This is a genomic window from Paraburkholderia lacunae, assembly GCF_003353175.1.
Lineage (GTDB): Bacteria > Pseudomonadota > Gammaproteobacteria > Burkholderiales > Burkholderiaceae > Paraburkholderia > Paraburkholderia lacunae.
In genome coordinates this window covers 243,119-268,821 of record NZ_QHKS01000002.1, presented here as the reverse complement: position 1 = coordinate 268,821, position 25,703 = coordinate 243,119, and the positions used below count along the sequence as shown (strand labels likewise).

The window sequence follows — 25,703 nt, the reverse complement described above, 5'->3', positions numbered from 1 at the left end:
GCGGGCTCGCTGTGTTCGCTATCGCTACAATATAAAGATGAACGCTTCCAAGACCCCACCCAAAGCCGCCGAGGCTGCCGACTGGCGTATCGACCGGGCGCGGGCCGTCGCGCTGTTCGGCCCCCAGGCGCATGACTGGCCGATCGAAATTGTCGAAGAAACCGGCTCGACCAACGCCGACCTGATGACCCGCGTCAAAGCGCTGCCGCGCAAAGCCGGCGCGCTGCCGCGGCCGATCGTGCGGGTCGCGTATCTGCAGACCGCGGGCCGCGGCCGCCGGGGCCGGCCCTGGTATGCCGAGCCGGGCAATGCGCTGCTGTTTTCGGTGGCGTGCGTGCTGCCGCGTCCGCTAGAAGGCCTGGCGGGCTTGAGCCTTGCCGTCGGCGTGGCGCTCGTCGACGGTCTACGTTCGCTGCCGGTCGCGGGGCCCGGCCAGATCGCGCTGAAGTGGCCCAACGACGTGCTGCTCGAAGGCGACAAGCTGGCCGGCATCCTGATCGAAACCGCGTGGAGCACGGACGAAGCGAGCGCGGTGGTGATCGGCATCGGCACCAACGTGAAAGGCGCGGACGAACTCGCCGCCAGGGTCGGCGCACTGAACGCCGACGTGCCGCCGCAAGCGCGCGGCGCCATGCCGACCGCGCTGCAACGCGCACTGCCCAACGCGAACCTCACCGACACGCTAGCCGCCGAACTGAACGCGCTCGAACCGGCGCTGCAGCGCTTCGGCGCCGAAGGCTTCGCGCCGTTCCAGCCGCGCTGGAACGCAGTGCACGCTTATGCGGGCCGCGAAGTGGTGCTGCTGGAGCAAGGCGAAGAACTTGTGCGCGGTGTAGCGGCGGGCGTCGACGAACGCGGCCAGTTGCTGCTCGACACGGCCTCGGGCCGGCAGACCATCGCGACCGGCGACGTCTCGCTGCGGCTGGCCGACGGTGCCGCATGACGAGCGACGCGCCTTATCTGTTGATCGACGCGGGCAATAGCCGCATCAAGTGGGCGCTGGTGCAGCGCGACGGCACGCAGTGCGCGGCCGGAGCGCTCGCGCATGGCGGCGCCGATCAACCCGACTGGTCGACTCTGCCGACGCCTGGCAGCGCATGGTTGTCGAACGTCGCGGGCGAGACGGTGGCGGCCCGGATCGGCGCGTTGCTCGACGCTCATTGGCCGCAACTGCCGCTCACGACGATCCGTGCCTGCGCGCAGCAATGCGGCGTGACCAATAGCTACACGACGCCGCACGCGCTCGGCAGCGATCGCTGGGCCGGCCTGATTGGCGCGCATGCGGCATTTCCGGGCGAGCATCTGCTGATCGCGACCTTCGGCACGGCGACCACGCTGGAAGCCTTGCGTGCGGACGGCCGCTTTATCGGCGGATTGATTGCGCCAGGCTGGACCTTGATGATGCGCTCGCTCGGCGAGCACACTGCGCAACTGCCGACGCTCGACGCCAACGCCGCACGCGGCCTGCTCGACGATGGCGATGCGCCTGGCGGTGAGCGTCGCGGTCCGTTCTTCGCTACCGACACCCCGCGTTCGTTGTCTGCGGGCTGCACGTTGGCGCAAGCGGGTTTAATCGAACGAATGTGGCGCGACTTGCAGAGCGAGTGGCGGGTGCCGGTGCGGTTGGTGGTGAGTGGCGGCGCCGCGGACGAAGTGACAGGTGCGCTGGAAGTACCGCATACTCGCCACGATTCGCTGGTGCTGTCCGGGCTTGCGCTGATTGCGGCCGAGAGCGCGCCGGCGCGGAGCGCCTGAACGGTGACGATAGAAACGGCGGCTCAATTTCTGGACGGGGAATATTAACGATGCTGCGCTGGCTGATTGCCATATTGTTTCTTGCCAACATGCTGGCATTCGTCGCGATGCGCGGCGTCTTCGGCCCGACGCCTACAGCCGGCGGACGCGAGCCGAACCACCTGAACCGCCAGATCCATCCGGATTGGTTGAAGATACAACCGTTGACGGCCGCCGCAGCCGCGGACCAGGCCGTAGTAGGCGGCCCCGCACCGACGGCGCCGATCGCGGCGTCGGCGCTGCCGCAGTGAAGAAGAGAATCGCGCCGCCCCAAAGAATCGCGCCGCTCAAGGCAAAAATGAGCATCAGCCTTGTGCCCGAACCTTCCTTAGAAGTGCAGTGGTCGAGCGATCATGCTCGAACGGAATCGCCAACGCCCGCCCGCCCCATCCGCGCACAATCGCCGACTCCGGCAAAGCATCCATGTCGTAATCACCGCCTTTAACGAGCACATCCGGCCGCAAGGCCGAAATCAACTCGACGGGCGTCTGCTCCCCAAAGCAAACCACATAATCGACGCTCTCCAAAGCCGCGAGCAAGGCCATCCGGTCAGCCTCGTTATTGATAGGCCGATCATCCCCTTTACCCAGCATGCGAACTGAAGCGTCGCTATTCACGCCGACGATGAGACAAGCCCCAAGCGCTTTGGCATCGGCAAGATAAGTCACATGCCCGCGATGCAGGATATCGAACACACCGTTGGTAAAGACAACCGGCGCCGGCAGCGAAGGACGAAGCTCGGCCAGCGCATCGCGCGTAAGAATCTTGCGTTCGAAAGTAGCAGCCATAACGGAGTCAGAAAGAAAAAAGAAGTTTCGCCACAATACACGCCGAACAGCATGAAACAAAACGGCCCAGCAAGCTCACGCCTGCCAGGCCGTTCTCAACCAACAAACCGGTACGTGACGTAGACGCCCACGTACCTGAAACTATCAAGCCGGCTGTTCGGCCGATTTCTGATCGACCTGCAACCGCGCGACCACTTCCTTGCGATAGCGGTTCAATTCCTGCGCCGTATTGAACGTGCGCTCGAACAGGATCGACAGGTTATGCAGAATCCGCTCGACCACCTTCTTTTCCCAGCCGTCGTCGAAACGGATCTGCTCGTCGAGCCAGCGTTCGAGCCATTCCGGATCCGGCAGGCGCGATTGAATCGTGTCGCGCGGGAACAGCGCCTGATTCACGTGCAGGTTAGTGGGGTGCAGCGGCTTTTCAGTACGGCGCGCCGATGCCATCAGGACGCCGATCTTGGCAAACGCAGCACGTGCGATGTCGCCGGTTTGCGCCATCGCTTTCTTCATGTAGCGCAGGTAGGCGCCGCCGTGCCGCGCTTCGTCGCGCGAAATGGTTTCGTAGATGTGCTTGATGACCGGCTCGGTATGCCATTCGGCCGCGCGGCGATACCAGTGATTCAGGCGGATTTCGCCGCAGAAGTGCAGCATCAGCGTTTCGAGCGGCGGAGCCGGATCGAATTCGAAGCGCACGGCGTGCAGTTCTTCTTCGGTCGGGCACATTTCCGGCTTGAAGCGGCGCAGATATTCCATCAGCACCAGCGAGTGCTTCTGTTCTTCGAAGAACCACACGCTCATGAACGCGGAGAAATCGCTGTCGTGATGGTTGTCACGCAGGAACATTTCGGTGGCGGGCAACGCCGACCATTCGGTGATCGCGTTCATCTTGATCGTTGCGGCCTGCTCGTCGGTCAATAGCGATGCATCGAACTTGTCCCAGGGAATGTCTTTCTCCATGTCCCATCGAACGGATTCGAGCGATTTATAAAGTTCCGGATAAAGCATGGTGTTCATAGTCCCACCCCTGTTCTGCGCATACTGTCTGTGTCTGTTACTACTACGTGTAGCACTTTTGCTTACGACGAACGGAATGCACCGTTTGCCGGCCAACATTCAATTTTACGCGGTAATCAGCTGCCTGGACGCACTGGGCAGCAAAGAAGTCCTGGGCGTTTGCGCGGCGGCGACAACCAAAGGGTGATGCGCTGCGCGGCCAACCGTGGGTGAGGGATGCCCTGTGCCTGAGGTCGAGCCAGTTTGCGATGAAAACCGCACCGTCCAGCCCTACGCCGATTGTGCCGGCGACGAATGGAGCAAGGGCGGCTGGATTGGTTGTTTTTCAGCGCACGCCCAAAAGCCAAATAAAGCTTAAACAATGATAGCACGCTGACTTTACGGAACCCGCGCTTGGCGCCGCAATTCCGCTGCCCGCTTGACCGATCTCAATAAACGCGCAATTAGGCGAGTATGACCGTCGATCATGGTCAAAACCGTGACAGGCGGCGAATTCATATTCGTTCGCGCCGCCTGCGTGTGGTTCGCGTGCCGCTCCCCGCTTCTTTCCTGGCCTCTGTGCCGCAGTTAAATGGATTTTTTCGTTGCGCGCGGGCTGGCAGTTGAACTACTTGCGCGCCTGGCGGACGACGTCGCCCGTTTCGCCGCGGGACGTTTCGCCGCCGCTTCGGCCTCGCCATCGGCTTTCGCCGGCGCGCCACCCGGTTCATCGACCGACGCCGCCTGCTCATCGGTTTGCGCATCTTCCGGCGACGCCGGGGCGCTCCCGCTCGCCGCGCCTGCGGCCGCGGCTCCCGGCTGCGTCATCGCGAACTGGGCAATCTGGTTGAATTGCGATTGCAGCAGATTCCACCAGGCAGAGGCGTCGAAGGGCGGCGTATCGGCGGTATCGGCGGTATCGGCGGTATCGGCGGTATCGGCGGTATCGGCGTCGGCTTTGGCGCTTTCCGGCGAACCGGCACTCGACGCGCTCGACGTACCCGCTGCGCTGGACGCCTCCGGATGCGACCAACCCGCCGCCGGCGAAGGACTCGGCGCAGCGGACGGCGAAGCCGGCTGCGCCATCGACGCCTGCGCGAACGCGCCGAACGCACGCAGCGTCGCGAGTGTCGCGCGCTGCACTTCGAGCGCCTGAATGGCGGACTGCAGCATGTTCAGATTCAGCTTGAGCCATTGCTCGACCGCGCGCATGTCGGTAATGCGTTTGTCGAGTTCTTCGACACTGGTGAGCGGCGCCATCATGTCGGACATCATCGACAGCGACGGCCCGAGACCGCCGGGCTCCGCGCCCGAAAAAGCCGAACCGAACGGCGAAAGACGCATCATGCCCCACATGCGATCGAGCATTTCAGCGGGCGGAAAACCGGGAAAGCCCGGAAAGGGCGGCGTTGAACCAGGTGTATCGGTCATGCTTGTCGCCTCGTAGGAGAAAGGGAAGGAAGTAGCGCCATCCCGCGCGCGTCCGATCATACCGCGCGCGGCACAGCTTCCGGGGTTGGTTTGCGCTGTTGTCCGGCCTGTTGTCCGGCCTGTTGTCCTGCCTGTTGTCCTGCCTGTTGTCCTGCCTGTTGTCCTGCCTGTTGTCCTGCCTGTTGGTTAGCCTGCTGTCCGACCGGATGTCCGGCCCGTTCGACACCTTTCACGCAGCACCTCATACGCCGGCATCCGGCATCACGAACGCTCGCCGCCCGAAGTGCCGCCACGCGGCGCCCGTTGAGAATGTCCGCTCCACGGGTCCGCGCCGCCGAAGTCCGGCGCGCGCCGCTCGCGCAGCGAGGTCACGCCTTCGCGCACGTCCGGCCCGGCAAAGCCCATGAATTCCAACGCCAGCGACGTATCGAACGCCGGTCCCGCGGAGCGCAGCCAGTTGTTCAACGCGTACTTGGTCCAGCGAATCGCCGTTTGCGAACCGCTGGCCAGTTTCTGCGCGACTTCGAATGCCTTCGGCAGCAGATCGTTGTCGTCGACGGCGAGCGACACCAGCCCGATTCGCTCAGCCTCTTCGCCGCTCACCGGCTCGCACAGCAGCAGGTAGTACTTGGCCTTCGCCATGCCGCACAACAGCGGCCAGACGATTGCCGCGTGATCGCCTGCGGCGACACCGAGGCGCGTATGGCCGTCGATGATGCGCGCCGACTTCGCCGCAATCGAGATGTCCGCGAGCAGGCCGGCCACGAGCCCGGCGCCGACCGCCGGTCCGTGCATCGCCGAGACGATCGGCTTGCTGCAATTGATCACGTTGTAGACCAGATCGCGCGCCTCGCGCCAGACCCGCGCGCGCACCTCGAAATCGGTTGCCATGTCTTCGACCAGTTGCAGGTCGCCCCCCGCCGAAAACCCCTTGCCCTCGCCGCGAATGATCGCGACGCGTGTTTCGGGATCCCGATCGATATCGCGCCAGATTTCGGCGAGTTCGTAGTGCATCCGCGCGGTGGCCGTCGCGAGCCCGCTCCGGTTGGCGCCCTCGCCGCTCATCACGACTTCGAGCACGCCGTGCGGATGCCGGCGCAATTGCAGCGACCGGTAGTGCGCGTAAAAGGGATCGTTGCTGTGTGGTGCTTGAGACATGGTGAGCCATCCGTCCATCGGTATGTCTGTCAAAAGCCGCGCGCGAGCTCAGCGCGGCTGGTAAACCCACTTGGCGTTCCGGATCTCGACCATCACGCGCGCCCGTTGATCGAGCCCGAGGTGATCGGTGGCGCTCATGTTGACCACACCGTTGGTGTTCGCGAGCGCGCGCGTCGCTTCCAGCGCATCGCGCAGCGCGCGGCGAAATTCCGGCGTGCCGGGCCCGGCTTGTGTCAGTGCGATCGGCACGGCGTTGCCGAGCAGCATGCCCGCGTCCCACGTGTAGGCGCCGAACGCCGACACGCTGCCCGGCCCGCGCAGCGCCTCGAAGCGCGCGATGTAATCGAGAGCAAGACGCTTGGCCGGATGGTCCGTCGGCAGTTGCGCGGCGACCAGCACCGGGCTGGCGGGCAGGAAGGTGCCGTTGCAATCGGCGCCGCATACGCGCAGGAAGTCGTTATTGCCGACTCCATGGTTGTGATAGATCAGGCCTTTGAAGCCGCGCTCCCTGAGCGTCTTCGGCGGCAAGGCGGCCGGCGTGCCGGCCGCGCCCACCACCACTGCGTCGGGATTGGCCGCGAGGATCTTGAGGACCTGGCCGGTGACGCTCGGATCGGTGCGATTGAAACGCTCGCTTGCCACCACGTTGATGCGATGCAGTTGCGCGAACTTCGCGACTTCGGTGTAGAACGTCTCGCCGAGCGCGTCGGCCTGACCGATGAACGCGATCGTTTTGACGCCATGCGCGCTGGCATGTTCGGCGATCGCCGAAGCCATCATCGCGTCGGTTTGCGGGGTCTTGAATACCCAGTGGCGTTTCGCGTCGACCGGATCGATGATTTTCGCCGACGACGCCAGCGAGATCATCGGCGTTTCGCCCTCTGCGACGACGTCGATCATCGCGAGTGAATTCGGCGTGATCGACGAACCGATGATCACGTCGACGTGATTTTCGGAGATCAGCTTCTTGGTGTCCTGAACGGCCTGGGTGGTGTCGGACGCGTCGTCGAGCACGATGTATTCGACTTGCTGACCGCCGATCTGTTTGGGCAGCAGCGTGGCGGTATCGCGCGCGGGAATGCCGAGCGACGCGGCCGGCCCGGTCAGCGACAGCACCAGACCGATCTTCACCTGCGCCAGCACGATGCCCGGCAACGCGGCGCCCAGCGCGGCAGCCAGACAGCGGAATCGATACCGCAGTTTCGTTGCATGCAAACCCGATACGCGAGCACGCAGGGTTGCCGGCTCAGACGATTTGAATCGCGGCATGCTGTTTCCTCACGGTCGTTATTCGTTCTGACGTACTGTGCCGATGGACTGCGTCCGTCGTGCGTCCATCACGCGGCGGATCGACGGCCCTCCCCCTGGCGCGCCGCCGCGGCGTTCAGTGTAACGGTGCGCTCTGATGGCGGCATCGGGCGAAACCCTTTCGTATGCTGAGAACCTTGCGCGGACGCCGGCCCGACGCCGCGTTCCGCACAAAACCAGTGCATCAGTCCAGCGGCGCGATACTCTGGTCGATCGAACCGAAAATCGACTTGCCCGCTTCGTCGAACATCTCGATCTTCACCGTATCGCCGTATTTCATGAACTCGGTCTGCGGCGCGCCGTGCTCGATGGTTTCGAGGCAGCGCTTCTCGGCGATGCAGCAATAGCCGCGCTTCGCGTCCTTGTTGGACACTGTGCCCGAACCGACGATCGCCCCGGCACGCAAATTGCGCGTTTTCGCCGCGTGCGAGATCAACTGGCCGAAGTGAAACACCATGTCGGTGCCGGCGTCCGGCTGGCCGACTTTCCTGCCGTTCCAGTGGACGATCATCGGCCGGTGCACTCGGCCTTCGCGCCAGTGTTCGCCGAGTTCGTCGGGCGTCACCGCGACCGGCGCGAACGAGCTGGCCGGCTTGCTCTGGAAAAAGCCGAAGCCCTTCGCGAGTTCGGCGGGAATCAGATTGCGCAGCGAGACGTCGTTGACCAGCGTGATCAGACGCACGCCTTTGAGCGCCTGGTCGGGCGTGGCGCCCATCGGCACGTCGCCGGTGATCACGGCGACTTCCGCTTCGAAGTCGATGCCGAATTCCTCAGACGCACACAGTACGTCGTCTTTCGGGCCAATGAAGTCGTCGCTGCCGCCCTGATACATCAGCGGATCGGTCCAGAATTCCGGCGGCATTTCCGCGCCGCGCGCGCGCCGCACCAGTTCGACGTGGTTCACGTACGACGAACCGTCTGCCCACTGGAAGGCGCGCGGCAGCGGCGCCATGCAGTCCTTCGCATCGAACGGGAACGCATTGCGGGCGCGTCCCTGATTGAGCGCGTCGTACAGGTCCTGCAATTGCGGCGCATAGAAGGCCCAGTCGTCGAGCGCGCGCTGCAGCGTGGACGCGATCGCGTCGGCGATCGCCGCAGTGTGCAGGTCGCGGGACACGACGATCAGCTGGCCGTCGCGCGTGCCGTCCTTCAGCGTGGCAAGTTTCATAGAGGAATGAGCCGTATTGGTGACGATAGAGGGAATCTATTCTACGATGGTGAATCATCGCGACCCAAGCGCCGCGGCCCGGCCGTCGCTTGCGGGCCGCGGCGGACTGGCCGCTCTGCTTGTTTTCTGACCGTCTTTTGAATGCGCTCCGTGCGCCTCGCTCATGCCTTCACTTGCCCGCCCCGGCGCGATCCATCCCGATGCCACCCCAGCTGGACCGCTCGACCGAACTGAATCCGCTGATTCCTCAGACGACGAAACCGTCGAAGCCGTCGAAGCCGGCGAGGAGAAACTGCGCTCGGGCATTCAGTCGATCGAAGTCGGTTTCAGGCTGCTCGACGTGCTGACTCACGAACCGCGCGCGATGATGCTGCGCGATCTGGCGCAGCGCGCCGGCATGAGTCCGGCCAAGGCGCATCGCTATCTGGTGAGTTTTCTGCGGCTCGGCGTGGTCGCGCAGGATCCGCTGTCGGGCCGCTACGAGCTCGGCGGATTCGCCTTGCAATTGGGACTCGCGCGGCTCGCGCGCGTCGACGGCGTGAAGCTCGCGCGCATCGCGCTCGCCGAACTGCGCGACCGGCTCGATCTGACCGTGGGCATCGCCGTGTGGGGCAATCAGGGTCCGACGATGGTTCACTGGATGGAGTCGAGCCACCCGGCGAAGGCGTCGCTCAAGCTCGGCGACGTGATGCCGCTGCTCAGTTCCGCCACCGGCCTGCTGTTTGCCGCCTATCTGCCGCCTGGCAAGACCGCCGCGATGCTGGAGCGCGAGCTGGCCGATTCGCGCCGCTCGTCGCAAGCCAGCGAACCGCGCACGCGGGAAGAAGTCGAACGCGTGTTGGCCGAGGTGCGACAGCATGAGGCGGCACGCGTCGAGGGCATGTTGCTGCCGACTATCCACGCGTTCTGCATGCCGGTGTTCGACTCGACCGGCGATCTCGCGCTCGGCCTGGTCGCGCTCGGTCATGAAGGCGCGTTCGATATCCGCTGGGGCGGCGAGATCGATACGGCCCTGCGCGAGTGTGCGCAAAAGCTGTCGTATGAGCTGGGGTATAGTCCGACGCCGCGCTGACGCGCTGCACGCGTGCGCCAACCCGCTCACTTTCCGTCGCCTAACTTCCGTCGCCTAACTCCACTCGCCGATGTCGTCACCGTCCATCACACGCAGCTCCGAGCGCACGCAGCCCATCGCCGCGCGCCTCGATCTGCGCGCGTGGCGATGGATTGCCGTGCTGCTGGTGGTGGCCGTTCTGCACTGGATCGCCGCGCAGTGGGTCGAGCGCAACCGCGCGATGCTGAATGCAGCGGACAAGCAGACTATTCCCGTGCAGGTCGCGCTGCTGATGCCCGAGCGCATCGAGCGCAAGCCCGCCGACGCCTCGCAGCAACTGCAGCCGGCGCATCAAGCCATCCCCCGAAAACCGCGCGAACATGTGCTGACCGCTACGCAGCCGGGAACCGCTGCGCCCGCTCCCGCCACGGCCGCGCCGGACGCCGCGGCGAGCGCATCGGCTGCGGCAAGCAGCGCCGTTGCTGCATCGAATGGCACGGCCGGCGCGCCCGCTGCCGCCAGTGCGCCGCAAGCTTCATCCGGCGTAAAGTTCTCCGTCCCGCCGTCGGGCGAACTGCAATACGACTCGTTCTACAACGGCGTGCGCAACCAGCCCGGCACGATCCACTGGACCAGCAACGCCCAGAGCTACGAAATGGTCGTATCCGTGCCGCTACCGTTCGTCGGCGCATTTGTGTATTCGAGCCACGGCCGCATCGACGCATTTGGCCTCGCCCCCGAGCAATACATCGAAAAACGCGGCCGCCGGCCCGAAGACGTATCGATCTTCAACCGCACCGCCAGACAGATCGCATTCACGCGCACGCCGGCGACACTGCCGCTGCCCGACGGCGCGCAGGACCGTTTCAGCATGGTGATGCAACTTGCCAGCCTGGTGCGCGGCGACCCCGACGCATATAAACCCGGCGTGACGCGGCAGTTCTTCGTCGTGGATAGCGACAGCGGCGAGAACTGGCCGGTCGAGACAATCGGCGACGAGACGATCCGCACCGCGCAGGGCTACCTCGATACACGCCATTTCAAGCGGCTGCCCCGCCGTGAAGGCGATCAGCGCCGAATCGACGTGTGGCTCGCGCCATCGCTCGGCTGGTTGCCCGCGCGAATCATGCAAACCGAACCGAACGGCACGCAATTCGAACTCGTCTGGCGCGGCAAGCTCGATGCTGCGGGCGTCGGCGGTTCGGCCAGCGGTACGGATAACAACGGCAACCGCGAGAAACGCGACAACAGCGGCAGCAACGGTTCGCCTGACAATTCGACCAACCCCGCGACCCACCCGCCGACCAACACAGCGGCCAACCCGGCGCCATCCGCGCCATCGGCAGGCACACCCGAGGCGCAGCCCACCGCCTCGCCCGCTTCCGCAGCCACTTCGCCCCCCACGTCGCCGGTCGATTCGACCGATTCCGCCGGCGCGCCCGAAAAGCCTTGAACGCGAGCAGGATCTCGAAGAAATCGCCGAAACTTCCGCGGCAACGCTTACTCGCCCGAAGAGCTGCAACCGTTCGCGCGGCCACTGCGTCAGGCAGCACACCCTGAAGCCGTCGAGCAGATTCTCGACGCGCTGATCAATACGTTGTCAGAAGGCTACGCTCTCGCATGCGAAGCGCTGCGCGATTTCGATGTCCGCGGTAAGCTGGGGACGTTACGTCTTCTCACCCTCGCGGCGGCGGGCCGCCGCGACACAGGCACGCCGCCTGCTGCGACACAAGCCATGGCAAACGCCACGAAGGCGCACAGTTCGAACTGCTCGAAGCCGCTCATCTTGCCCCGATCGAGCAATCTCACCGTTTTGCTGCACTGCTTGAAACGTTTCTTGCAAGGCCGGTCTAACCGGTAGGTTCGGAACCTTTACAAGCATCAATCCGGACCCACCCCTTGAATTCCACACCAAATGCTCCACGTACGGTGCAGGAACGGCCAGGAGCCAACGGAAATAAGGAGTGTCGCCATGCAAATGATCTACAACAGCCCCAACTACTGCGTCGTCGAGTTTCCGCCGCAGGAAGGTCTGCTGGCCATGAAGTCCGGTGGCTACGAGATCGTCGACAAGAACATGCAGCGTGAAATCTATATCGACGGTGCAATGGCCGCGCGCTTTCGCGAGCACGTGCAAAAACTGATCGAAGAGGAGCCGTCGCTGGACGAGGTAGACGAATTCCTCGGCCAGTTCGACAGTCTGATGCATCAACCGGTGATTCTTCACTAACCTCGAGGTTCGGCTTAACAGTCTGGCGACATACATCGACCGCGCCGTCCGGCACAGCCGGCGGCCTTGAAGTCGGTCAGCATCGATAGAACGGCCCAGCAGGCCCGTGCCCGCTGGGCCGTTTTCTTTTCCTCCTTCCCTTTCCTGCATTTCGTGCGTTGCCGTTAATTTGCGTGCGCTGCCGCTTTACATCTGCTTGCGGGTGCTCGCGTGCGCGTGGGTCGCGAGGCGGACGACTCCGCCTCGCCCACGGCGCTTGCGCCGCCCACGCCCGGCGCAAGCGACCCGCAGCGGCTACAATGACAAGTTTCCTGAAAAAGCCGGCGCAAGCCCACGTCCGCCATGAACCAGCCTGCTCAAACCGCCACGCCAGTCCGTCCTGATGCCGCCTATACGCGCGGCACGGCGCTGCCCGCGCTGCTCAAGTCGCGCATCCTGATCCTGGACGGCGCGATGGGCACGATGATCCAGCGCTACAAGCTCGACGAAGCCCGCTACCGTGGCGAGCGCTTCAAGGACTACGGGCGCGACATCAAAGGCAACAACGAATTGCTGTCGATCACGCAGCCGCAGATCATCAGCGAGATCCACGAGCAATATCTCGCGGCGGGCGCGGACATCATCGAGACCAACACGTTCGGAGCCACCACGGTCGCGCAGGCCGACTACGGGATGGAAGGCCTCGCCGTCGAGATGAACCTCGCATCGGCGAAGCTCGCGCGCGCCGCCTGCGCCAAGTACTCGACGCCGGACAAGCCGCGCTTCGTCGCCGGCGCGATCGGACCGACGCCGAAAACAGCGAGCATTTCCCCTGACGTGAACGATCCAGGCGCGCGCAACGTGACGTTCGACGAATTGCGCGCGGCGTACTACGAGCAGGCCAAGGCGCTGCTCGACGGCGGCGCCGATCTGTTTCTCGTCGAAACTATCTTCGACACGCTCAATGCGAAGGCCGCGCTGTTCGCGCTGGATGAACTCTTCGAGGACACCGGCGAACGTCTGCCGATCATGATCTCGGGCACGGTCACCGATGCATCGGGCCGCATTCTGTCGGGGCAGACTGTCGAAGCATTCTGGAATTCGCTGCGTCACGCGAAGCCGCTCACGTTCGGCCTGAACTGCGCGCTGGGCGCGGCGTTGATGCGCCCGTACATCGCCGAACTGGCGAAGCTGTGCGACACCTACGTGTCGTGCTATCCGAACGCCGGTTTGCCGAATCCGATGAGCGACACGGGCTTCGACGAATTGCCGGCGGATACGTCGGGATTGCTGAAGGAGTTTGCGCAGGCAGGTCTCGTGAATATCGCGGGCGGGTGCTGCGGCACGACGCCGGAGCATATCGCGGCGATTGCGAAAGCGCTGGCCGACGTGAAGCCGCGCAAGTGGCCGACGCAATATCGCGACGCAGCCTGAGTTCGCGGCTCTGCGCCCACCCGCCGCTCTTCCGCTACCGAAACAGACACACCTAATCGTACGCAATCCCGCACGCAATCGAACCGCATACACGCCATGACCGATCACACCATGCGCCTTTCCGGCCTCGAGCCGTTCAACGTCACGTCCGGGGCGCTCTTCATCAACGTCGGTGAACGCACCAACGTGACCGGCTCGAAAGCGTTCGCGCGAATGATCCTGAACGACCAGTTCGACGAGGCGATCGCGGTCGCGCGTCAGCAGGTCGAGAACGGAGCGCAGATCATCGACGTGAATATGGACGAGGCGATGCTCGATTCGAAAGCGGCGATGGTGCGCTTCATGAATCTGATCGCGTCGGAGCCGGACATCGCGCGCGTGCCGATCATGATCGACTCGTCGAAGTGGGAAGTGATCGAAGCGGGTCTGAAGTGCGTGCAAGGCAAGGCGATCGTCAATTCGATCTCGCTGAAGGAAGGCGAAGAGGCGTTCCGCCATCATGCGAACCTGATCCGCCGTTACGGTGCGGCTGCCGTGGTGATGGCGTTCGACGAGCAAGGCCAGGCCGACACGTTTGCGCGCAAGACCGCGATCTGCAAGCGTTCGTACGATTTCCTCGTGAATGAAGTCGGCTTCGCGCCGGAAGACATCATCTTCGATCCGAACATCTTCGCGATCGCCACCGGCATCGAGGAGCACAACAACTACGCGGTCGACTTCATCAACGCGACGCGCTGGATCAAGGCAAACCTGCCGTACGCGAAGGTGAGCGGCGGTGTCTCGAACGTGTCGTTCTCGTTCCGCGGCAACGATCCGGTGCGCGAAGCGATCCACACCGTGTTCCTCTATCACGCAATCCAGGCGGGAATGGACATGGGCATCGTCAACGCGGGCCAGCTCGGCGTGTATGCCGATCTCGATCCCGAGTTGCGCGAGCGTGTCGAAGACGTGGTGCTGAACCGTCGTGAAGACGGCACCGACCGCCTGCTGGAAATCGCCGACAAGTTCAAGACCGGCACGGCAAAGAAGGAAGAGAACCTCGAGTGGCGCAACCAGCCGGTCGAGAAACGCCTGTCGCACGCGCTGGTGCACGGCATCACGAACTTCATCGTCGAAGACACCGAGGAAGTGCGCGCGAAGATCGCGGCCGAAGGCGGCCGCCCGATCAACGTGATCGAAGGCCCGCTGATGGACGGCATGAACATCGTCGGCGACCTGTTCGGTCAGGGCAAGATGTTCCTGCCGCAGGTGGTGAAGTCGGCGCGTGTGATGAAGCAGGCGGTCGCGCACCTGATCCCCTTCATCGAAGAAGAAAAGAAGCAGCTCGCGGCCGCCGGCGGCGACGTGCGCGCGAAGGGCAAGATCGTCATCGCCACGGTGAAGGGCGACGTGCACGACATCGGCAAGAACATCGTGTCGGTGGTGCTTCAGTGCAATAACTTCGAAGTGGTCAACATGGGCGTGATGGTCCCGTGCAACGACATTCTCGCGAAGGCGAAGGTCGAAGGCGCGGACATCATCGGCCTGTCCGGGCTGATCACGCCGAGCCTCGAAGAAATGGCGTACGTCGCCTCCGAAATGCAACGCGACGACTATTTCCGCGTGAAGAAGATTCCGCTCCTGATCGGCGGCGCAACCACTTCGCGCGTCCATACCGCAGTGAAGATCGCGCCGCATTACGAAGGCCCGGTGGTGTATGTGCCGGACGCGTCGCGCTCGGTCTCGGTGGCGTCGAACCTGCTGTCCGACGAAGGCGCGGCCAAATACGTCGACGATCTCAAAGCCGACTACGACCGCATCCGCGACCAGCACGCGAACAAAAAAGCCCTGCCGATGGTCACGCTCGCCGAAGCGCGTGCGAACCGGACCAAGGTCGACTGGGCCAACTACCAGCCGGTCAAGCCGAAGTTCATCGGCCGCCGGCTGTTCAGGAATTTCGATCTGAACGAACTGGCGAACTACATCGACTGGGGCCCGTTCTTCCAGACCTGGGACCTCGCCGGCCCCTACCCGGCGATCCTGAACGACGAGATCGTCGGCGAATCGGCGCGGCGCGTGTTCTCGGACGGCAAGTCGATGCTGGCGCGCCTGATCCAGGGCCGCTGGCTGCAGGCCAACGGCGTGATCGCGCTCTTGCCGGCCAACACGGTCAACGACGACGACATCGAAATCTACACGGACGAATCGCGCAGCGAAGTCGCGCTCACATGGCGCAACCTGCGCCAGCAGAGCGTGCGGCCGGTGGTGGACGGCGTGATGCGGCCGAACCGGTCGCTCGCCGACTTCATCGCGCCGAAGGAATCAGGCGTGGCCGACTACATCGGCATGTTCGCGGTCACGGCGGGCCTGGGCGTCGACGTAAAGGAAAAGCAGTTCGAGAAGGACAACGACGACTACAGCGCAATCATGCTGAAGGCGCTCGCCGACCGCTTCGCCGAAGCCTTCGCCGAAGCGATGCACGCCCGCGTGCGGCGCGACCTGTGGGGCTACGCGAACACCGAAACGCTCTCCAACGACGACCTGATCGCCGAAAAGTACCGCGGCATCCGCCCGGCGCCGGGCTATCCGGCTTGCCCGGATCACCTCGTGAAGCGCGACATGTTCGACGTGCTGCAAGCCAACGAAATCGGCATGAGCGTCACCGAATCGCTGGCGATGCTGCCGGCGGCGAGCGTCTCCGGCTTCTATCTGGCGCACCCGGACAGCACCTATTTCTCGGTCGGCAAGATCGGCCAGGATCAGTTGGAAGACTACGCAAAACGCATGTCGTTGTCGAAAACGGACGCCGAACGGGCTCTCGCGCCGTTGCTGTAAGCCTTTGCGTGGCGGGAAACCCACTATATCGGGCTGCAAAGACTGAATATTTGCGGCAGTGCAATTTTCGGCTTTGTAGACTGAACTAGCTTTACCCCGCCAGACGCGGCCAAAACGCGTCGGCTTACCCAATTGCAATCGTCAACGGAGAAAATCGTATGAAGAAGCTGACGCTGTTATTGACTGCTGTTTCGCTCGCCGTCGGCGCCTCGGCGGCGCTGGCTCAGACGGCCGCTCCGGCCGGCTCCAGCGCGGTCAGTTCGTATTCGCCGCCGGTAGAGAAGCACGTCAAGAAGCCGAAAACGAAGAAAATGAAAAAGGGTGCGTCAGCGCCAATGGCCGCATCGGCGGATGCCGCCAGCCAGTAAGCAGCCCGGACAGGCCGCCCGTTCGGGCCTGCGAAAGACGAAGAGCCCGCGCGAAGCGGGCTCTTTTTATTGGCACACGATTGATTGACACATCGGGATTGGCACATCAGGGTCTGCGGCGCGAGGCGTACCGCACGCCGCGACCGGTGGGCAGGCCCGAAATCAGAGGCCCCAGACGATGTCCGCGTTTTCCTTCTGCGCCGCGCGCAGCATGTCGAGGAACGGATACGCGCGCTGCGCGAGTCCGGGCGGAATCTCATGCGGCTCGTGGCCTTCTTCGCCTTCGTGGAAATGACCGTCGTGCTCGGCGCGCTCCTGCTTGTCGGTAGTGATGGCCGACTCGAGTTTCGTGATCGCAATACCCACTTCGTCGTGGGTAATGACACCACGCTCACCCAGCCGCTTGCCGACGATGCCGACCAGGTAGTGAGCGAGATTCTCCAGCATCACCACGTCCGGCGCTGCGCGACATTTGAAAGTAATCAGCATGACTGTTCCCTTTTTCGTTATGTTGGATCGCCGCGCGAGCGGCTGTACGGCCGCCGCCGACGCGCGTTTCGTTGACACGCCGATCAGGCATGGCGGCCACGGCCCTTAGTGGGCATCTCATTGAACATATTAGCACCTGCTAAAATCCGTCTGGACGGAAAAGCGCGCCGCCATACGCCGCGCGCGGCCTGGCGGAAGTCGCGCGGCCGGGCCGGCTGGCCGCGGTCCGCTGCGTGCCGCAGCAGCAAGCGCCTCGGCATGACGCTACGCACCGCGCCGGCCGCGTCGCAGGCCATGTGCCTGAAGCCGCGCCCGAGCGGCGTGCCCGATGCATCCTGGCGGGCGCGCCGCCGCTTTCCACGCTTCTGACGAATCGGCTGCGCCTGCCGCGCGGCCGGCACCTCTTCCGCATCACCGGATTGCCTCACTGGACTCGCAACAAGCATGCTGCCTGCACATAAACACACACTCGAAACACTGCTCGCCGACACGGTGAAGCAAGTTGCGCAAGCGTCCTGGGGCGCGAGCGAAGCCACTTTCGTCGCGCCCGCAATCACGCTGGAGCGCCCCAAGGTCGCGGCGCACGGAGACGTCGCCTGCAACGTGGCGATGCAACTCGCCAAGCCGCTGCGCGCCAACCCGCGCCAGTTGGCGCAACAGATCGTCGACACGCTGCTCGCGCAACCGCAAGCCAGGGGTCTCGTCGATGCCGCCGAAGTAGCCGGCCCCGGCTTCATCAACCTGCGTCTCGCGGCCGCCGCCAAGCAGGCGGTCATCGCCGCCGTGTTCGCCGGGAAAGACGCGTTCGGCCGCTCGCAACGCGACGCCGGCAAGCACGTGCTGATCGAATTCGTCTCGGCCAACCCGACCGGCCCGCTGCACGTCGGCCACGGCCGTCAGGCAGCGCTCGGCGACGCGCTCTCGAACGTGCTGGCTTCGCAAGGCTATGACGTGCATCGCGAGTTCTATTACAACGACGCCGGCGTGCAGATCCACACGCTCGCCGTGTCGACCCAGGCGCGCGCCCGCGGCCTCGCCCCCGGCGAGCCCGGCTGGCCGGCATCCGCGTACAACGGCGAGTACATCGCCGAGATCGCGCAAGACTATATGAAGGGCGTCACCGTTGCCGCGAGCGACGGCGAGCCGGTGACGGGCGCGGGCGACATCGAAGACCTCGACGCGATCCGCCGCTTTGCGGTGGCGTACCTGCGCCGCGAGCAGGACATGGACTTGCAGGCCTTCGGCGTGAAGTTCGATCAGTACTATCTGGAGTCTTCGCTGTACAAGGAAGGCCGGGTCGAGAAGACGGTCGAGGCGCTGATCGCCGCCGGCAAGACCTATGACCAGGAAGGCGCGCTGTGGCTGCGCACCACCGACGACGGCGACGACAAAGACCGCGTGATGCGCAAGAGCGACGGCACCTACACGTACTTCGTGCCGGATGTCGCCTATCACGTCGCCAAGTGGGAACGCGGCTTCACCAAGGTCATCAACATTCAGGGCTCGGACCACCACGGCACGATCGCGCGGGTGCGCGCCGGCCTGCAAGGGCTCGGCATCGGCATTCCGAAGGGCTATCCCGACTACATCCTGCACAAGATGGTCACGGTGATGCGCAACGGCGAGGAAGTGAAGATCTCCAAGCGTGCCGGCAGTTACGTCACCGTGCGCGATCTGATCGAATGGTCGGGCGGCGCGACGCCGGGCTCGGAAGCCGCCGTCGACCTGATCGACGAAGAGACGATTCGCCGCGGCCGCGACGCCGTGCGCTTCTTCCTGATCTCGCGCAAAGCGGATACGGAATTCGTGTTCGACATCGACCTCGCGCTGAAGCAGAACGACGAAAATCCGGTGCATTACGTGCAGTACGCGCACGCACGCATCTGCTCGGTGATCGCCGAGTGCAAGGCGCGCTACAACACGGACGAAAGCACGCTGGCCGAGGTGGACGTGGCGCCGCTCACGAGCGAACGCGCGATGGCCTTGCTGAACAAGCTCGCCGAGTTCCCGGACATGCTTCAGCATGCCGCCGACGAACTCGCGCCGCACGCGGTCGCGTTCTACCTGCGCGACCTCGCCGGGGAATTCCACTCGTTCTACAATGACAAAGCCGAACGCGTGCTGGTCGACGACGCAGCCGAGCGCAACGCCCGCGTCGCGCTGCTCGCGGCCACGCGCCAGGTGCTGGCCAACGGCCTCGCGACGATCGGCGTCTCCGCTCCCGTCAAGATGTAAGTCCTCCGGCGCAACATGCATGCGGCCGTCGTTATAATCGACGGCCGTTCCAGGATTCTTTTTGCAGGTGATTCATACGATGGCAAAACCACGCCGCACAACAAAGCAATCGAAACAAACCGGGGGTACTTTTCTCGGCATCGTGCTGGGCCTGATCGTCGGCCTTGCGATCGCGGTAGTGGTGGCGCTGTATATCACCCGTGCGCCCACGCCGTTCGTCGCAAAGGTCGCGCCGCCCGCGGCGTCCGATTCCGGCGCGAGCCAGCCGCAATACGATCCGAACCGTCCGCTGCAAGGCAAGACGCCGGGCCAGCCGGTGCCGCAAGCCGCACAACCGGCGCCGCCGAACACCGCACCGGGCCAGACCAATTCGCAGACGCAGTCGGGCATGCTGGAAGAGCCGCAGATCGTCGAAGTGCCGCCGTCGAACGGCAGCGCAAACGGCAATGCGAACGGCACGGCGGTTGCACCGAAACCCGCGCAGGATAACGGCAACAGCAACGGCAACGGCGCCGCCGCGCCGGCGAAGAAGCCGCAAGCCGGCAGCGCGCCTTCGGCCACCGCGGGCACCTCGGCGCCGAAGAGCAGTTCGTCCACGACGGTCGCCAGCATCAAGCCGGGTTCGAATGCGGCGCCCACGCCTGGCGACGCCAATACCGGCTACTTCCTGCAAGTGGGCGCGTACAAGACCGCGGCCGATGCGGAGCAGCAGCGCGCGCGTCTCGCCTTCCAGGGCTTCGAATCGAAGGTCACGCAGCGCGACGCGGGCGGTATCACGTACTACCGGGTGCGCATCGGGCCGTTCTCGAAGTTCGAGGACATGAATTCGAGCCGTCAGCGTCTGTCCGACGCAGGCGTGGATACCGCTGTGATCCGCTTTACGAAACAATGAGCCAACAATAAGCAAACGATGCTTTGCCGTGACGCGCCGCCGCCGAACTATCGCCGTGCGGCGCGTGTCACAAGCACAACGGACAAACAAGACGCAAACAAGACGTTTACGCCGATTTATAAACGGTGACGGGCATTTGCGTGGCGCCACCGCTTTACCGCCTACCTGGGTCAACACAACATGAAAAAATTGCTGAGCATTCTGTTTCTCTCGCTGGGCCTCGTTGCCGCCACGGCGCACGCATCGCCCACCGCACCGGTATCCGGCAAAGACTTCACCGTGCTGTCGGCGGCGCAACCTACCGACGCGCCGGCCGGCAAGATCGAAGTCACCGAATTCTTCTGGTACGGCTGCCCGCACTGCAACGAATTCGACCCCTTCCTCGAAGCATGGGTCAAGAAGCAAGGTCCGGACGTCGTGTTCAAGCGGGTGCCGGTCGCCTTCCGCGACGATTTCATTCCGCACTCGAAGCTGTACCACGCCGTCGACGCACTCGGTCTCGCGCAACAGCTCACGCCGAAGATCTTCAACGAAATCCACGTCAACAAGAACTACCTGCTGACGCCGGAGGATCAGGCCAAGTTCCTCGCGAAGAACGGCGTCGATTCGAAGAAGTTCATGGACGCGTACAACTCGTTCTCGACGCAAAGCGCGCTGCAAAAAGACAAGAAGCTGATGGAAGACTACAAGATCGACGGCGTGCCGACCCTTGCCGTACAAGGCAAGTATGAAACCGGTCCGGCTGCGACCAACAGCCTGCCGGGCACGATCCAGGTGCTCGACTACCTGGTCCAGCAAGTCCGCGCCAAGAAGATGTAACGTCAAAGGCGCCGGAATGAGCTCCCCTCTGAAGGTTTTCATTACCGGCGCATCGAGTGGCATCGGCCTCGCGCTCGCCGCCGAATATGCGCGGCGCGGCGCGATTCTCGGCCTCGTTGCCCGCCGCGGTGACGCGCTCGCCGCCTTCCAGCAGTCCCATCCCCAGAACACCGTCTCGATCTATTCCGTCGACGTCCGCGACGCCGAGGCGCTCGCCGAAGCGGCTGCACGATTCATCGCACAGCACGGCTTGCCGGATGTCGTGATCGCCAATGCCGGCATCAGCCGCGGCGCGCTCACCGGCCACGGCGATCTGCGCACCTTCCGCGAAGTGATGGACATCAATTACTTCGGCATGGTCGCCACCTTCGAGCCGTTCGCCGCCGCCATGGTCGAAGCAAGGAAAGGCACACTGGTCGGCATTGCCAGCGTGGCCGGCGTGCGCGGCTTGCCGGGCTCCGGCGCCTATAGCGCGTCGAAGTCGGCGGCGCTGAAGTATCTCGAAGCGTTGCGCGTCGAAATGCGGCCGTTGGGCGTCGGCGTGGTCACGATCGCGCCTGGCTACATCCGCACACCGATGACCGCGCACAACCCGTACGCCATGCCGTTTCTGATGGATGCCGAGCGCTTCGCGCTCAAGGCCGCGCAGGCAATCGAGCGGCAAACCGCCTTTGCGGTGTTCCCGTGGCAGATGCGCATCGGGGCCATGCTGCTGCACGTACTGCCGCGCTGGCTCTACGACCGCATCTTCGAGCGCGCGCCGCGCAAGCCCCGCGCCGTCACCGAGTAAATCATGCGGCCGCGTGCGGTCGATGCAGCCGGCGTCGCGCACGAAGTTGCGGGCGGCGAGGTGCGCATCGTCTCGCTGGTGCCGAGCATCACCGAATTGCTGTTCGCGCTGGAACTCGACGGGCAAATCGTCGGCCGCACCGGCTTTTGCGTGCATCCGCGCGACAAAGTGCGGCAGGTGCCCAAGGTCGGCGGCACCAAGGCCGTGAATATCGACGCGATCCGCGCGCTGCGCCCCACCCATCTGATCGTCAATATCGACGAAAACGAGCGCGATACCGTCGACACACTGCGCGCGTTCGTGCCGCATATCGTCGTAACTCATCCGCTGACGCCGCAGGACAATCTCTCGCTGTACGCGCTGCTCGGCACGATCTTCAACCGCGAGCAGGAAGCCCGGCGCTTGAGCAAGGCGCTCGAAGCGCGCCTGCACGAAGCTGCGGCGCGCGCGTTTCCCGCTCAAAACGTGCTGTATCTGATCTGGCGCGAACCCTGGATGACGGTCGCACGCGATACCTACATCGCCGCGATGCTGCGGCTCGTGAACTGGCGGACCCTGCCCGACGTGCAAGGCGGCGCGGCGGGCGCCGCGCGTTACCCAACCATCGACTTCGACCACGCGCCGTGGCTTGCCGAGGTCGACCGCATCCTCCTCGCCAGCGAGCCGTATCGCTTCACGCAGGCGCATTGCGACACGCTGAAGCGCGATCCGCGCTTCGCCGGCAAGCGCATCGAGTTAATCGATGGAGAACTGGTGTCGTGGTATGGCGTGCGCGCGGTCGAAGGCATCGGTTATCTGCTGCACCGCGCCGCCGCGCCGTGAACGCGTGTCGCCGCCCCCATATGGATATGTGGATTAAGTTGTTGTCGCCGCAACCACCCTTCGATAAGCTTTCGCGAAGGCCGGCGCGCGGGTATAGGCGGGTAGTGCGGGCGGGTAGTGCGGCAGCCAAACCGTGCGGCACCCCAACCATGCGCCTGCGCCGGAAACGTATCACAATAAAGACGACGGCCACGCCGCTGTCAGTTGCCGTCACTCGTCAACGGAACATAACCACACCACCAGACGCACTGCCTGACTGCGCTCGTTATGGGAGATCCTATGCGCTTCAAACTGCTCGCAGCCGCCGTACTGTTCACGGCGCCCGCGCTCGTGCTCGCCAAACCGCTGACCGTCTGTACCGAGTCGAGCCCCGACGGCTTCGATGTCGTGCAGTTCAATTCGCTGGTGACGACCAACGCGTCGGCCGATGTGATCTTCAATTCGCTGGTCTCGTACGACGAGGCCGCGAAGAAAGTGGTCCCGGCGCTCGCCGACAAATGGGACGTGAGCGCCGACGGCCTCACCTACACGTTCCACCTGCGCCCGAACGTGCAGTTCCAGACCACCGACTACTTCAAGCCCACCCGCGCGCTGAATGCCGACGACGTCGTGTTCACGTTCGACCGCATGCTCAACGACAGCAACCCGTGGCACAAGGTGACGGGCGCGAGTGGGTTTCCGCATGCGCAGTCGATGGGCTTGCCGAAGCTGATCAAGTCCATCGGCAAGGTCGACGACAACACCGTCAAGTTCGAACTGAACGCGCCGGATGCAACCTTCGTGTCGATCCTGACGATGGGTTTCGCGTCGGTCTATTCGGCTGAATACGCCGACCAGTTGCTCAAGGCCGGCAAGCAGGTCGATCTGAACTCGAAGCCGGTCGGCACCGGTCCGTTCGAGCTGAAGAGCTACACGAAAGACGCGGTGATCCGCTACGACGTGAATCCGACCTACTGGGGTCCCAAACCGAAGATCGACCGCCTGATCTACGCGATCACGCCGGACGCCACCGTGCGCGCGCAGAAGGTGAAGGCGGGCGAATGCCAGATCGCGCTGTCGCCCAAACCGCAGGATCTCGCCGACTCGAAGAGCGACAAGTCGCTCGCCATCGTGCAGACGCCCGCCTTCATGACCGCGTTCGTCGCGCTGAACACGCAGAAGAAGCCGCTCGACAACCAGAAGGTCCGCGCCGCGCTGAACATGGCGTTCGACCGCGGCACGTATCTGAAGACCGTCTTCGACAACACCGCGACGCCGGCCAACAACCCGTATCCTCCGAACACGTGGAGCTACGACAAGTCGGTCAAGCCCTGGCCGTACGATCCGGCAAAGGCAAAGAAACTGCTCGCGGACGCCGGCTATCCGAACGGCTTCGAAACGACCATCTGGGTGCGTCCGAACGGCAGCGTGCTGAATCCGAATCCGAAGGCCGGCGCCGAACTGCTGCAAGCCGACTTCGCGAAGATCGGCGTGAAGGCCGACGTGAAGGTGATCGAATGGGGCGAGCTGATCAAGCAGGCCAAGCAGGGCCAGCATGACACGCTGTTCATGGGCTGGGCCGGCGACAACGGCGATCCGGACAACTACCTGTCGCCGCTCTTCAGTTGCAATGCGGTGAAGTCAGGCATCAACTTCGCGCGCTTCTGCGATCAGGATCTGGACAAGCTGATCGCCGATGGCAAGGCCACACCGGATCAAGCCAAACGCGCGAAAGCGTATGAACAGGCGCAGCAGATCATCCACGACGAGGCGCTGTGGATTCCGCTGGGATATCCGACCGCCGCGGCGATTACGCGCACGAGCGTGAGCGGTTATCACGTCAGTCCGTTTGGACGGCAGAACTTTGGGACGGTGGCGGTGCAGTAAGCCAGACAGTCAGGCGGTGCGGTAAGCGTCAGCAGCACCACGCCAACAGAAAAGCCCGGTTGCGAAAGCACCGGGCTTTTTTCATGTACGCGTGACGCTCACCGGGCCGAAAACCGGATCACGCCATCCGCATCCTGCGTGCGCTGCAATTCACCGGCGAGCCAGAGCAGATGCAAGTGAGCCAATGCTTCGCCCATCGCAAACGTCATCTGGTGAATATCGAGTTGGCGCTTGAACATCAGCGGCACGATATCGGCCGCGCTCTGCGGCTTCCCGGCGCACGCCTCGCGCACTTCGGCCAGACGCGCGTCGTGATGCTCACGCAGTTGCGTGATGCGCGTACGCACGCCGCGAAACGGCTTGCCGTGCGAAGGCAGCACCAGCGTGTCCTCAGGCATCGTCTCATAGCGGCCGAGCGATTCCAGATACAGCGCGAGCGGCGAGCCCTCCGGCTCGATATCGAACACCGACACGTTGGTCGAAATGCGCGGCAGCACCATGTCGCCGGAAATCAGCACGCCCGTCTCTTCGCAGTGCAACGCGCAGTGTTCCGGAGAATGGCCGAAGCCGGTCACCACACGCCACGCCTTGCCGCCGATCTTCACGCTCTCCGCTTCGCGCAGCCGGCGATACTGCCCCGGAATCGCCGGCACGAGGCTCGAATAGTAGCTCTTGCGATTGCGCAGCTTCTCCAGCGACTCCTCGTCTTTGACGCCATGCCGCGCGAAGTGGCGAGCCGCGCCCTCGCCGCCCGCATTGGAACCGTCGCCGGCGGCCATCACGCGGGCTTGCATGTATTCGCCGAGCGTCATCCACAGCCGCACGTCCCAGCGCCGCTGGTCGCCGCCGGCGCAGATCCAGTGTGCGAGGCCGATGTGATCAGGATGGCAATGCGTGACGATCACGCGCAGCACCGGCAAACCGTCGAGCACCGAGTCGAACACTTTCTCCCAGTTCTCCTTGATCGTGTCCGACGTAATGCCGCAGTCGACTACGGTCCAGCCCTGCCGACCGTCGATTTCATCGCGTAGCAGCCAGAGGTTGATGTGGTTGAGCGCGAACGGCAGCGGCATACGCAGCCAGAACACGCCGGGCGCGACTTCCACCGCCTGACCCAGTTCGGGCAAGGTGTCGTTGAACGGATAGTCCAGTTGATGTTCGAGGGCGTTCATTGTGGGTGTCTTCCTCCGTCGGCCATCCGGCATGGCGAGGTATGCGATGCCGGATGGCGTGGTTGCGGCGCGTTCGCGAAGTCAGCGTGCCGTATTGCG

23 protein-coding genes and 1 pseudogene are annotated in these 25,703 nt (G+C 64.0%); 16 read left to right on the top strand and 8 right to left on the bottom strand.

The window, feature by feature from the left end:
* The first annotated feature begins 37 nt into the window (after positions 1-37).
* From DLM46_RS04020 to DLM46_RS04010, 3 genes are read left to right on the top strand one after another with little or no spacing between them, the layout of a single operon-like run.
* A complete protein-coding gene (locus DLM46_RS04020) occupies positions 38-943 on the top strand; it encodes a biotin--[acetyl-CoA-carboxylase] ligase (protein WP_115099482.1) in 906 nt (301 codons plus the stop codon).
* Positions 940-1,755 carry a type III pantothenate kinase gene (locus tag DLM46_RS04015; RefSeq protein ID WP_115099481.1) on the top strand — a complete coding sequence of 272 codons (816 nt, stop codon included), beginning with the start codon at positions 940-942 and terminating at the stop codon, positions 1,753-1,755. Before DLM46_RS04020 ends, DLM46_RS04015 begins: the two co-directional genes overlap by 4 nt.
* Before the next feature lie 50 nt (positions 1,756-1,805).
* Complete coding sequence (locus tag DLM46_RS04010; RefSeq protein WP_115099480.1) at positions 1,806-2,045, top strand: hypothetical protein; 240 nt, start codon at positions 1,806-1,808, stop codon at positions 2,043-2,045.
* 54 nt (positions 2,046-2,099) lie between these two features.
* Here the strand turns inward: DLM46_RS04010 and rfaE2 are convergent, their stop codons facing one another.
* From rfaE2 to DLM46_RS03975, 6 genes are all read right to left on the bottom strand, one after another.
* The gene (rfaE2, locus tag DLM46_RS04005; RefSeq protein WP_115099479.1) at positions 2,100-2,582 is read right to left on the bottom strand and encodes a D-glycero-beta-D-manno-heptose 1-phosphate adenylyltransferase; all 483 of its coding nucleotides are present in this window, start codon (positions 2,580-2,582) and stop codon (positions 2,100-2,102) included.
* 144 nt (positions 2,583-2,726) lie between these two features.
* Positions 2,727-3,599 (bottom strand): ferritin family protein, encoded by an 873-nt coding sequence (locus tag DLM46_RS04000; RefSeq protein WP_115099478.1) that lies wholly within the window; start codon positions 3,597-3,599, stop codon positions 2,727-2,729.
* A 567-nt stretch (positions 3,600-4,166) separates the two neighbouring features.
* Positions 4,167-5,009 (bottom strand): PhaM family polyhydroxyalkanoate granule multifunctional regulatory protein, encoded by an 843-nt coding sequence (locus DLM46_RS03995; RefSeq protein WP_115099477.1) that lies wholly within the window; start codon positions 5,007-5,009, stop codon positions 4,167-4,169.
* A gap of 261 nt (positions 5,010-5,270) precedes the next feature.
* Complete coding sequence (locus DLM46_RS03985; protein ID WP_115099633.1) at positions 5,271-6,167, bottom strand: enoyl-CoA hydratase/isomerase family protein; 897 nt, start codon at positions 6,165-6,167, stop codon at positions 5,271-5,273.
* 48 nt (positions 6,168-6,215) lie between these two features.
* Positions 6,216-7,436 carry an ABC transporter substrate-binding protein gene (locus tag DLM46_RS03980; RefSeq protein WP_115099475.1) on the bottom strand — a complete coding sequence of 407 codons (1,221 nt, stop codon included), beginning with the start codon at positions 7,434-7,436 and terminating at the stop codon, positions 6,216-6,218.
* Between the two features lie 223 nt (positions 7,437-7,659).
* Entirely contained in the window at positions 7,660-8,643 is a 984-nt protein-coding gene (locus DLM46_RS03975) for a fumarylacetoacetate hydrolase family protein (protein WP_115099474.1), read from the bottom strand.
* Between the two features lie 163 nt (positions 8,644-8,806).
* On the opposite strand from DLM46_RS03975, the gene DLM46_RS03965 reads away from it, so the two are divergent.
* The 7 genes and pseudogenes from DLM46_RS03965 (at position 8,807) to DLM46_RS03935 (ending at position 16,519) form a co-directional block, all read left to right on the top strand.
* The gene (locus tag DLM46_RS03965) at positions 8,807-9,715 is read left to right on the top strand and encodes an IclR family transcriptional regulator (protein ID WP_115099473.1); all 909 of its coding nucleotides are present in this window, start codon (positions 8,807-8,809) and stop codon (positions 9,713-9,715) included.
* Between the two features lie 70 nt (positions 9,716-9,785).
* On the top strand, positions 9,786-11,147 hold the full coding sequence (locus DLM46_RS03960; RefSeq protein WP_115099472.1) for a DUF3108 domain-containing protein: 1,362 nt from the start codon (positions 9,786-9,788) through the stop codon (positions 11,145-11,147).
* Between the two features lie 90 nt (positions 11,148-11,237).
* Positions 11,238-11,548 (top strand): annotated as a pseudogene (locus tag DLM46_RS41090) (alpha/beta hydrolase); the annotation flags it as partial.
* 118 nt (positions 11,549-11,666) lie between these two features.
* Positions 11,667-11,924: a BTH_I0359 family protein gene (locus DLM46_RS03950; RefSeq protein ID WP_074762832.1), complete on the top strand. Its 258-nt coding sequence runs from the start codon at positions 11,667-11,669 to the stop codon at positions 11,922-11,924.
* A 342-nt stretch (positions 11,925-12,266) separates the two neighbouring features.
* A complete protein-coding gene (locus tag DLM46_RS03945) occupies positions 12,267-13,337 on the top strand; it encodes a homocysteine S-methyltransferase family protein (protein WP_115099471.1) in 1,071 nt (356 codons plus the stop codon).
* 87 nt (positions 13,338-13,424) lie between these two features.
* Positions 13,425-16,151, top strand: a complete 2,727-nt coding sequence (metH, locus tag DLM46_RS03940) for a methionine synthase (RefSeq protein ID WP_279635159.1) — start codon at positions 13,425-13,427, stop codon at positions 16,149-16,151.
* Positions 16,152-16,309: 158 nt separating this feature from the next.
* Complete coding sequence (locus DLM46_RS03935) at positions 16,310-16,519, top strand: acid-shock protein (RefSeq protein WP_115099469.1); 210 nt, start codon at positions 16,310-16,312, stop codon at positions 16,517-16,519.
* Between the two features lie 162 nt (positions 16,520-16,681).
* Here the strand turns inward: DLM46_RS03935 and DLM46_RS03930 are convergent, their stop codons facing one another.
* On the bottom strand, positions 16,682-17,008 hold the full coding sequence (locus DLM46_RS03930; protein ID WP_115099468.1) for a DUF1840 domain-containing protein: 327 nt from the start codon (positions 17,006-17,008) through the stop codon (positions 16,682-16,684).
* Positions 17,009-17,452: 444 nt separating this feature from the next.
* Between DLM46_RS03930 and argS the strand changes: the two genes are divergently transcribed.
* The 6 genes from argS (at position 17,453) to DLM46_RS03895 (ending at position 24,432) form a co-directional block, all read left to right on the top strand.
* On the top strand, positions 17,453-19,243 hold the full coding sequence (argS, locus tag DLM46_RS03920; RefSeq protein WP_115099466.1) for an arginine--tRNA ligase: 1,791 nt from the start codon (positions 17,453-17,455) through the stop codon (positions 19,241-19,243).
* Positions 19,244-19,304: 61 nt separating this feature from the next.
* On the top strand, positions 19,305-20,135 hold the full coding sequence (locus tag DLM46_RS03915; RefSeq protein WP_115099465.1) for an SPOR domain-containing protein: 831 nt from the start codon (positions 19,305-19,307) through the stop codon (positions 20,133-20,135).
* Between the two features lie 180 nt (positions 20,136-20,315).
* Positions 20,316-20,954 carry a thiol:disulfide interchange protein DsbA/DsbL gene (locus tag DLM46_RS03910; protein ID WP_115099464.1) on the top strand — a complete coding sequence of 213 codons (639 nt, stop codon included), beginning with the start codon at positions 20,316-20,318 and terminating at the stop codon, positions 20,952-20,954.
* 16 nt (positions 20,955-20,970) lie between these two features.
* Positions 20,971-21,744, top strand: coding sequence for an SDR family oxidoreductase (locus DLM46_RS03905; protein ID WP_115099463.1), 774 nt, complete (start codon positions 20,971-20,973; stop codon positions 21,742-21,744).
* Between the two features lie 3 nt (positions 21,745-21,747).
* Positions 21,748-22,566 carry a helical backbone metal receptor gene (locus DLM46_RS03900; RefSeq protein ID WP_115099462.1) on the top strand — a complete coding sequence of 273 codons (819 nt, stop codon included), beginning with the start codon at positions 21,748-21,750 and terminating at the stop codon, positions 22,564-22,566.
* A gap of 279 nt (positions 22,567-22,845) precedes the next feature.
* Complete coding sequence (locus tag DLM46_RS03895) at positions 22,846-24,432, top strand: ABC transporter substrate-binding protein (RefSeq protein ID WP_115099461.1); 1,587 nt, start codon at positions 22,846-22,848, stop codon at positions 24,430-24,432.
* A 98-nt stretch (positions 24,433-24,530) separates the two neighbouring features.
* On the opposite strand, the gene DLM46_RS03890 is transcribed toward DLM46_RS03895, so the two are convergent.
* Positions 24,531-25,604, bottom strand: a complete 1,074-nt coding sequence (locus DLM46_RS03890) for an MBL fold metallo-hydrolase (RefSeq protein ID WP_165847906.1) — start codon at positions 25,602-25,604, stop codon at positions 24,531-24,533.
* Between the last annotated feature and the right edge of the window lie 99 nt (positions 25,605-25,703).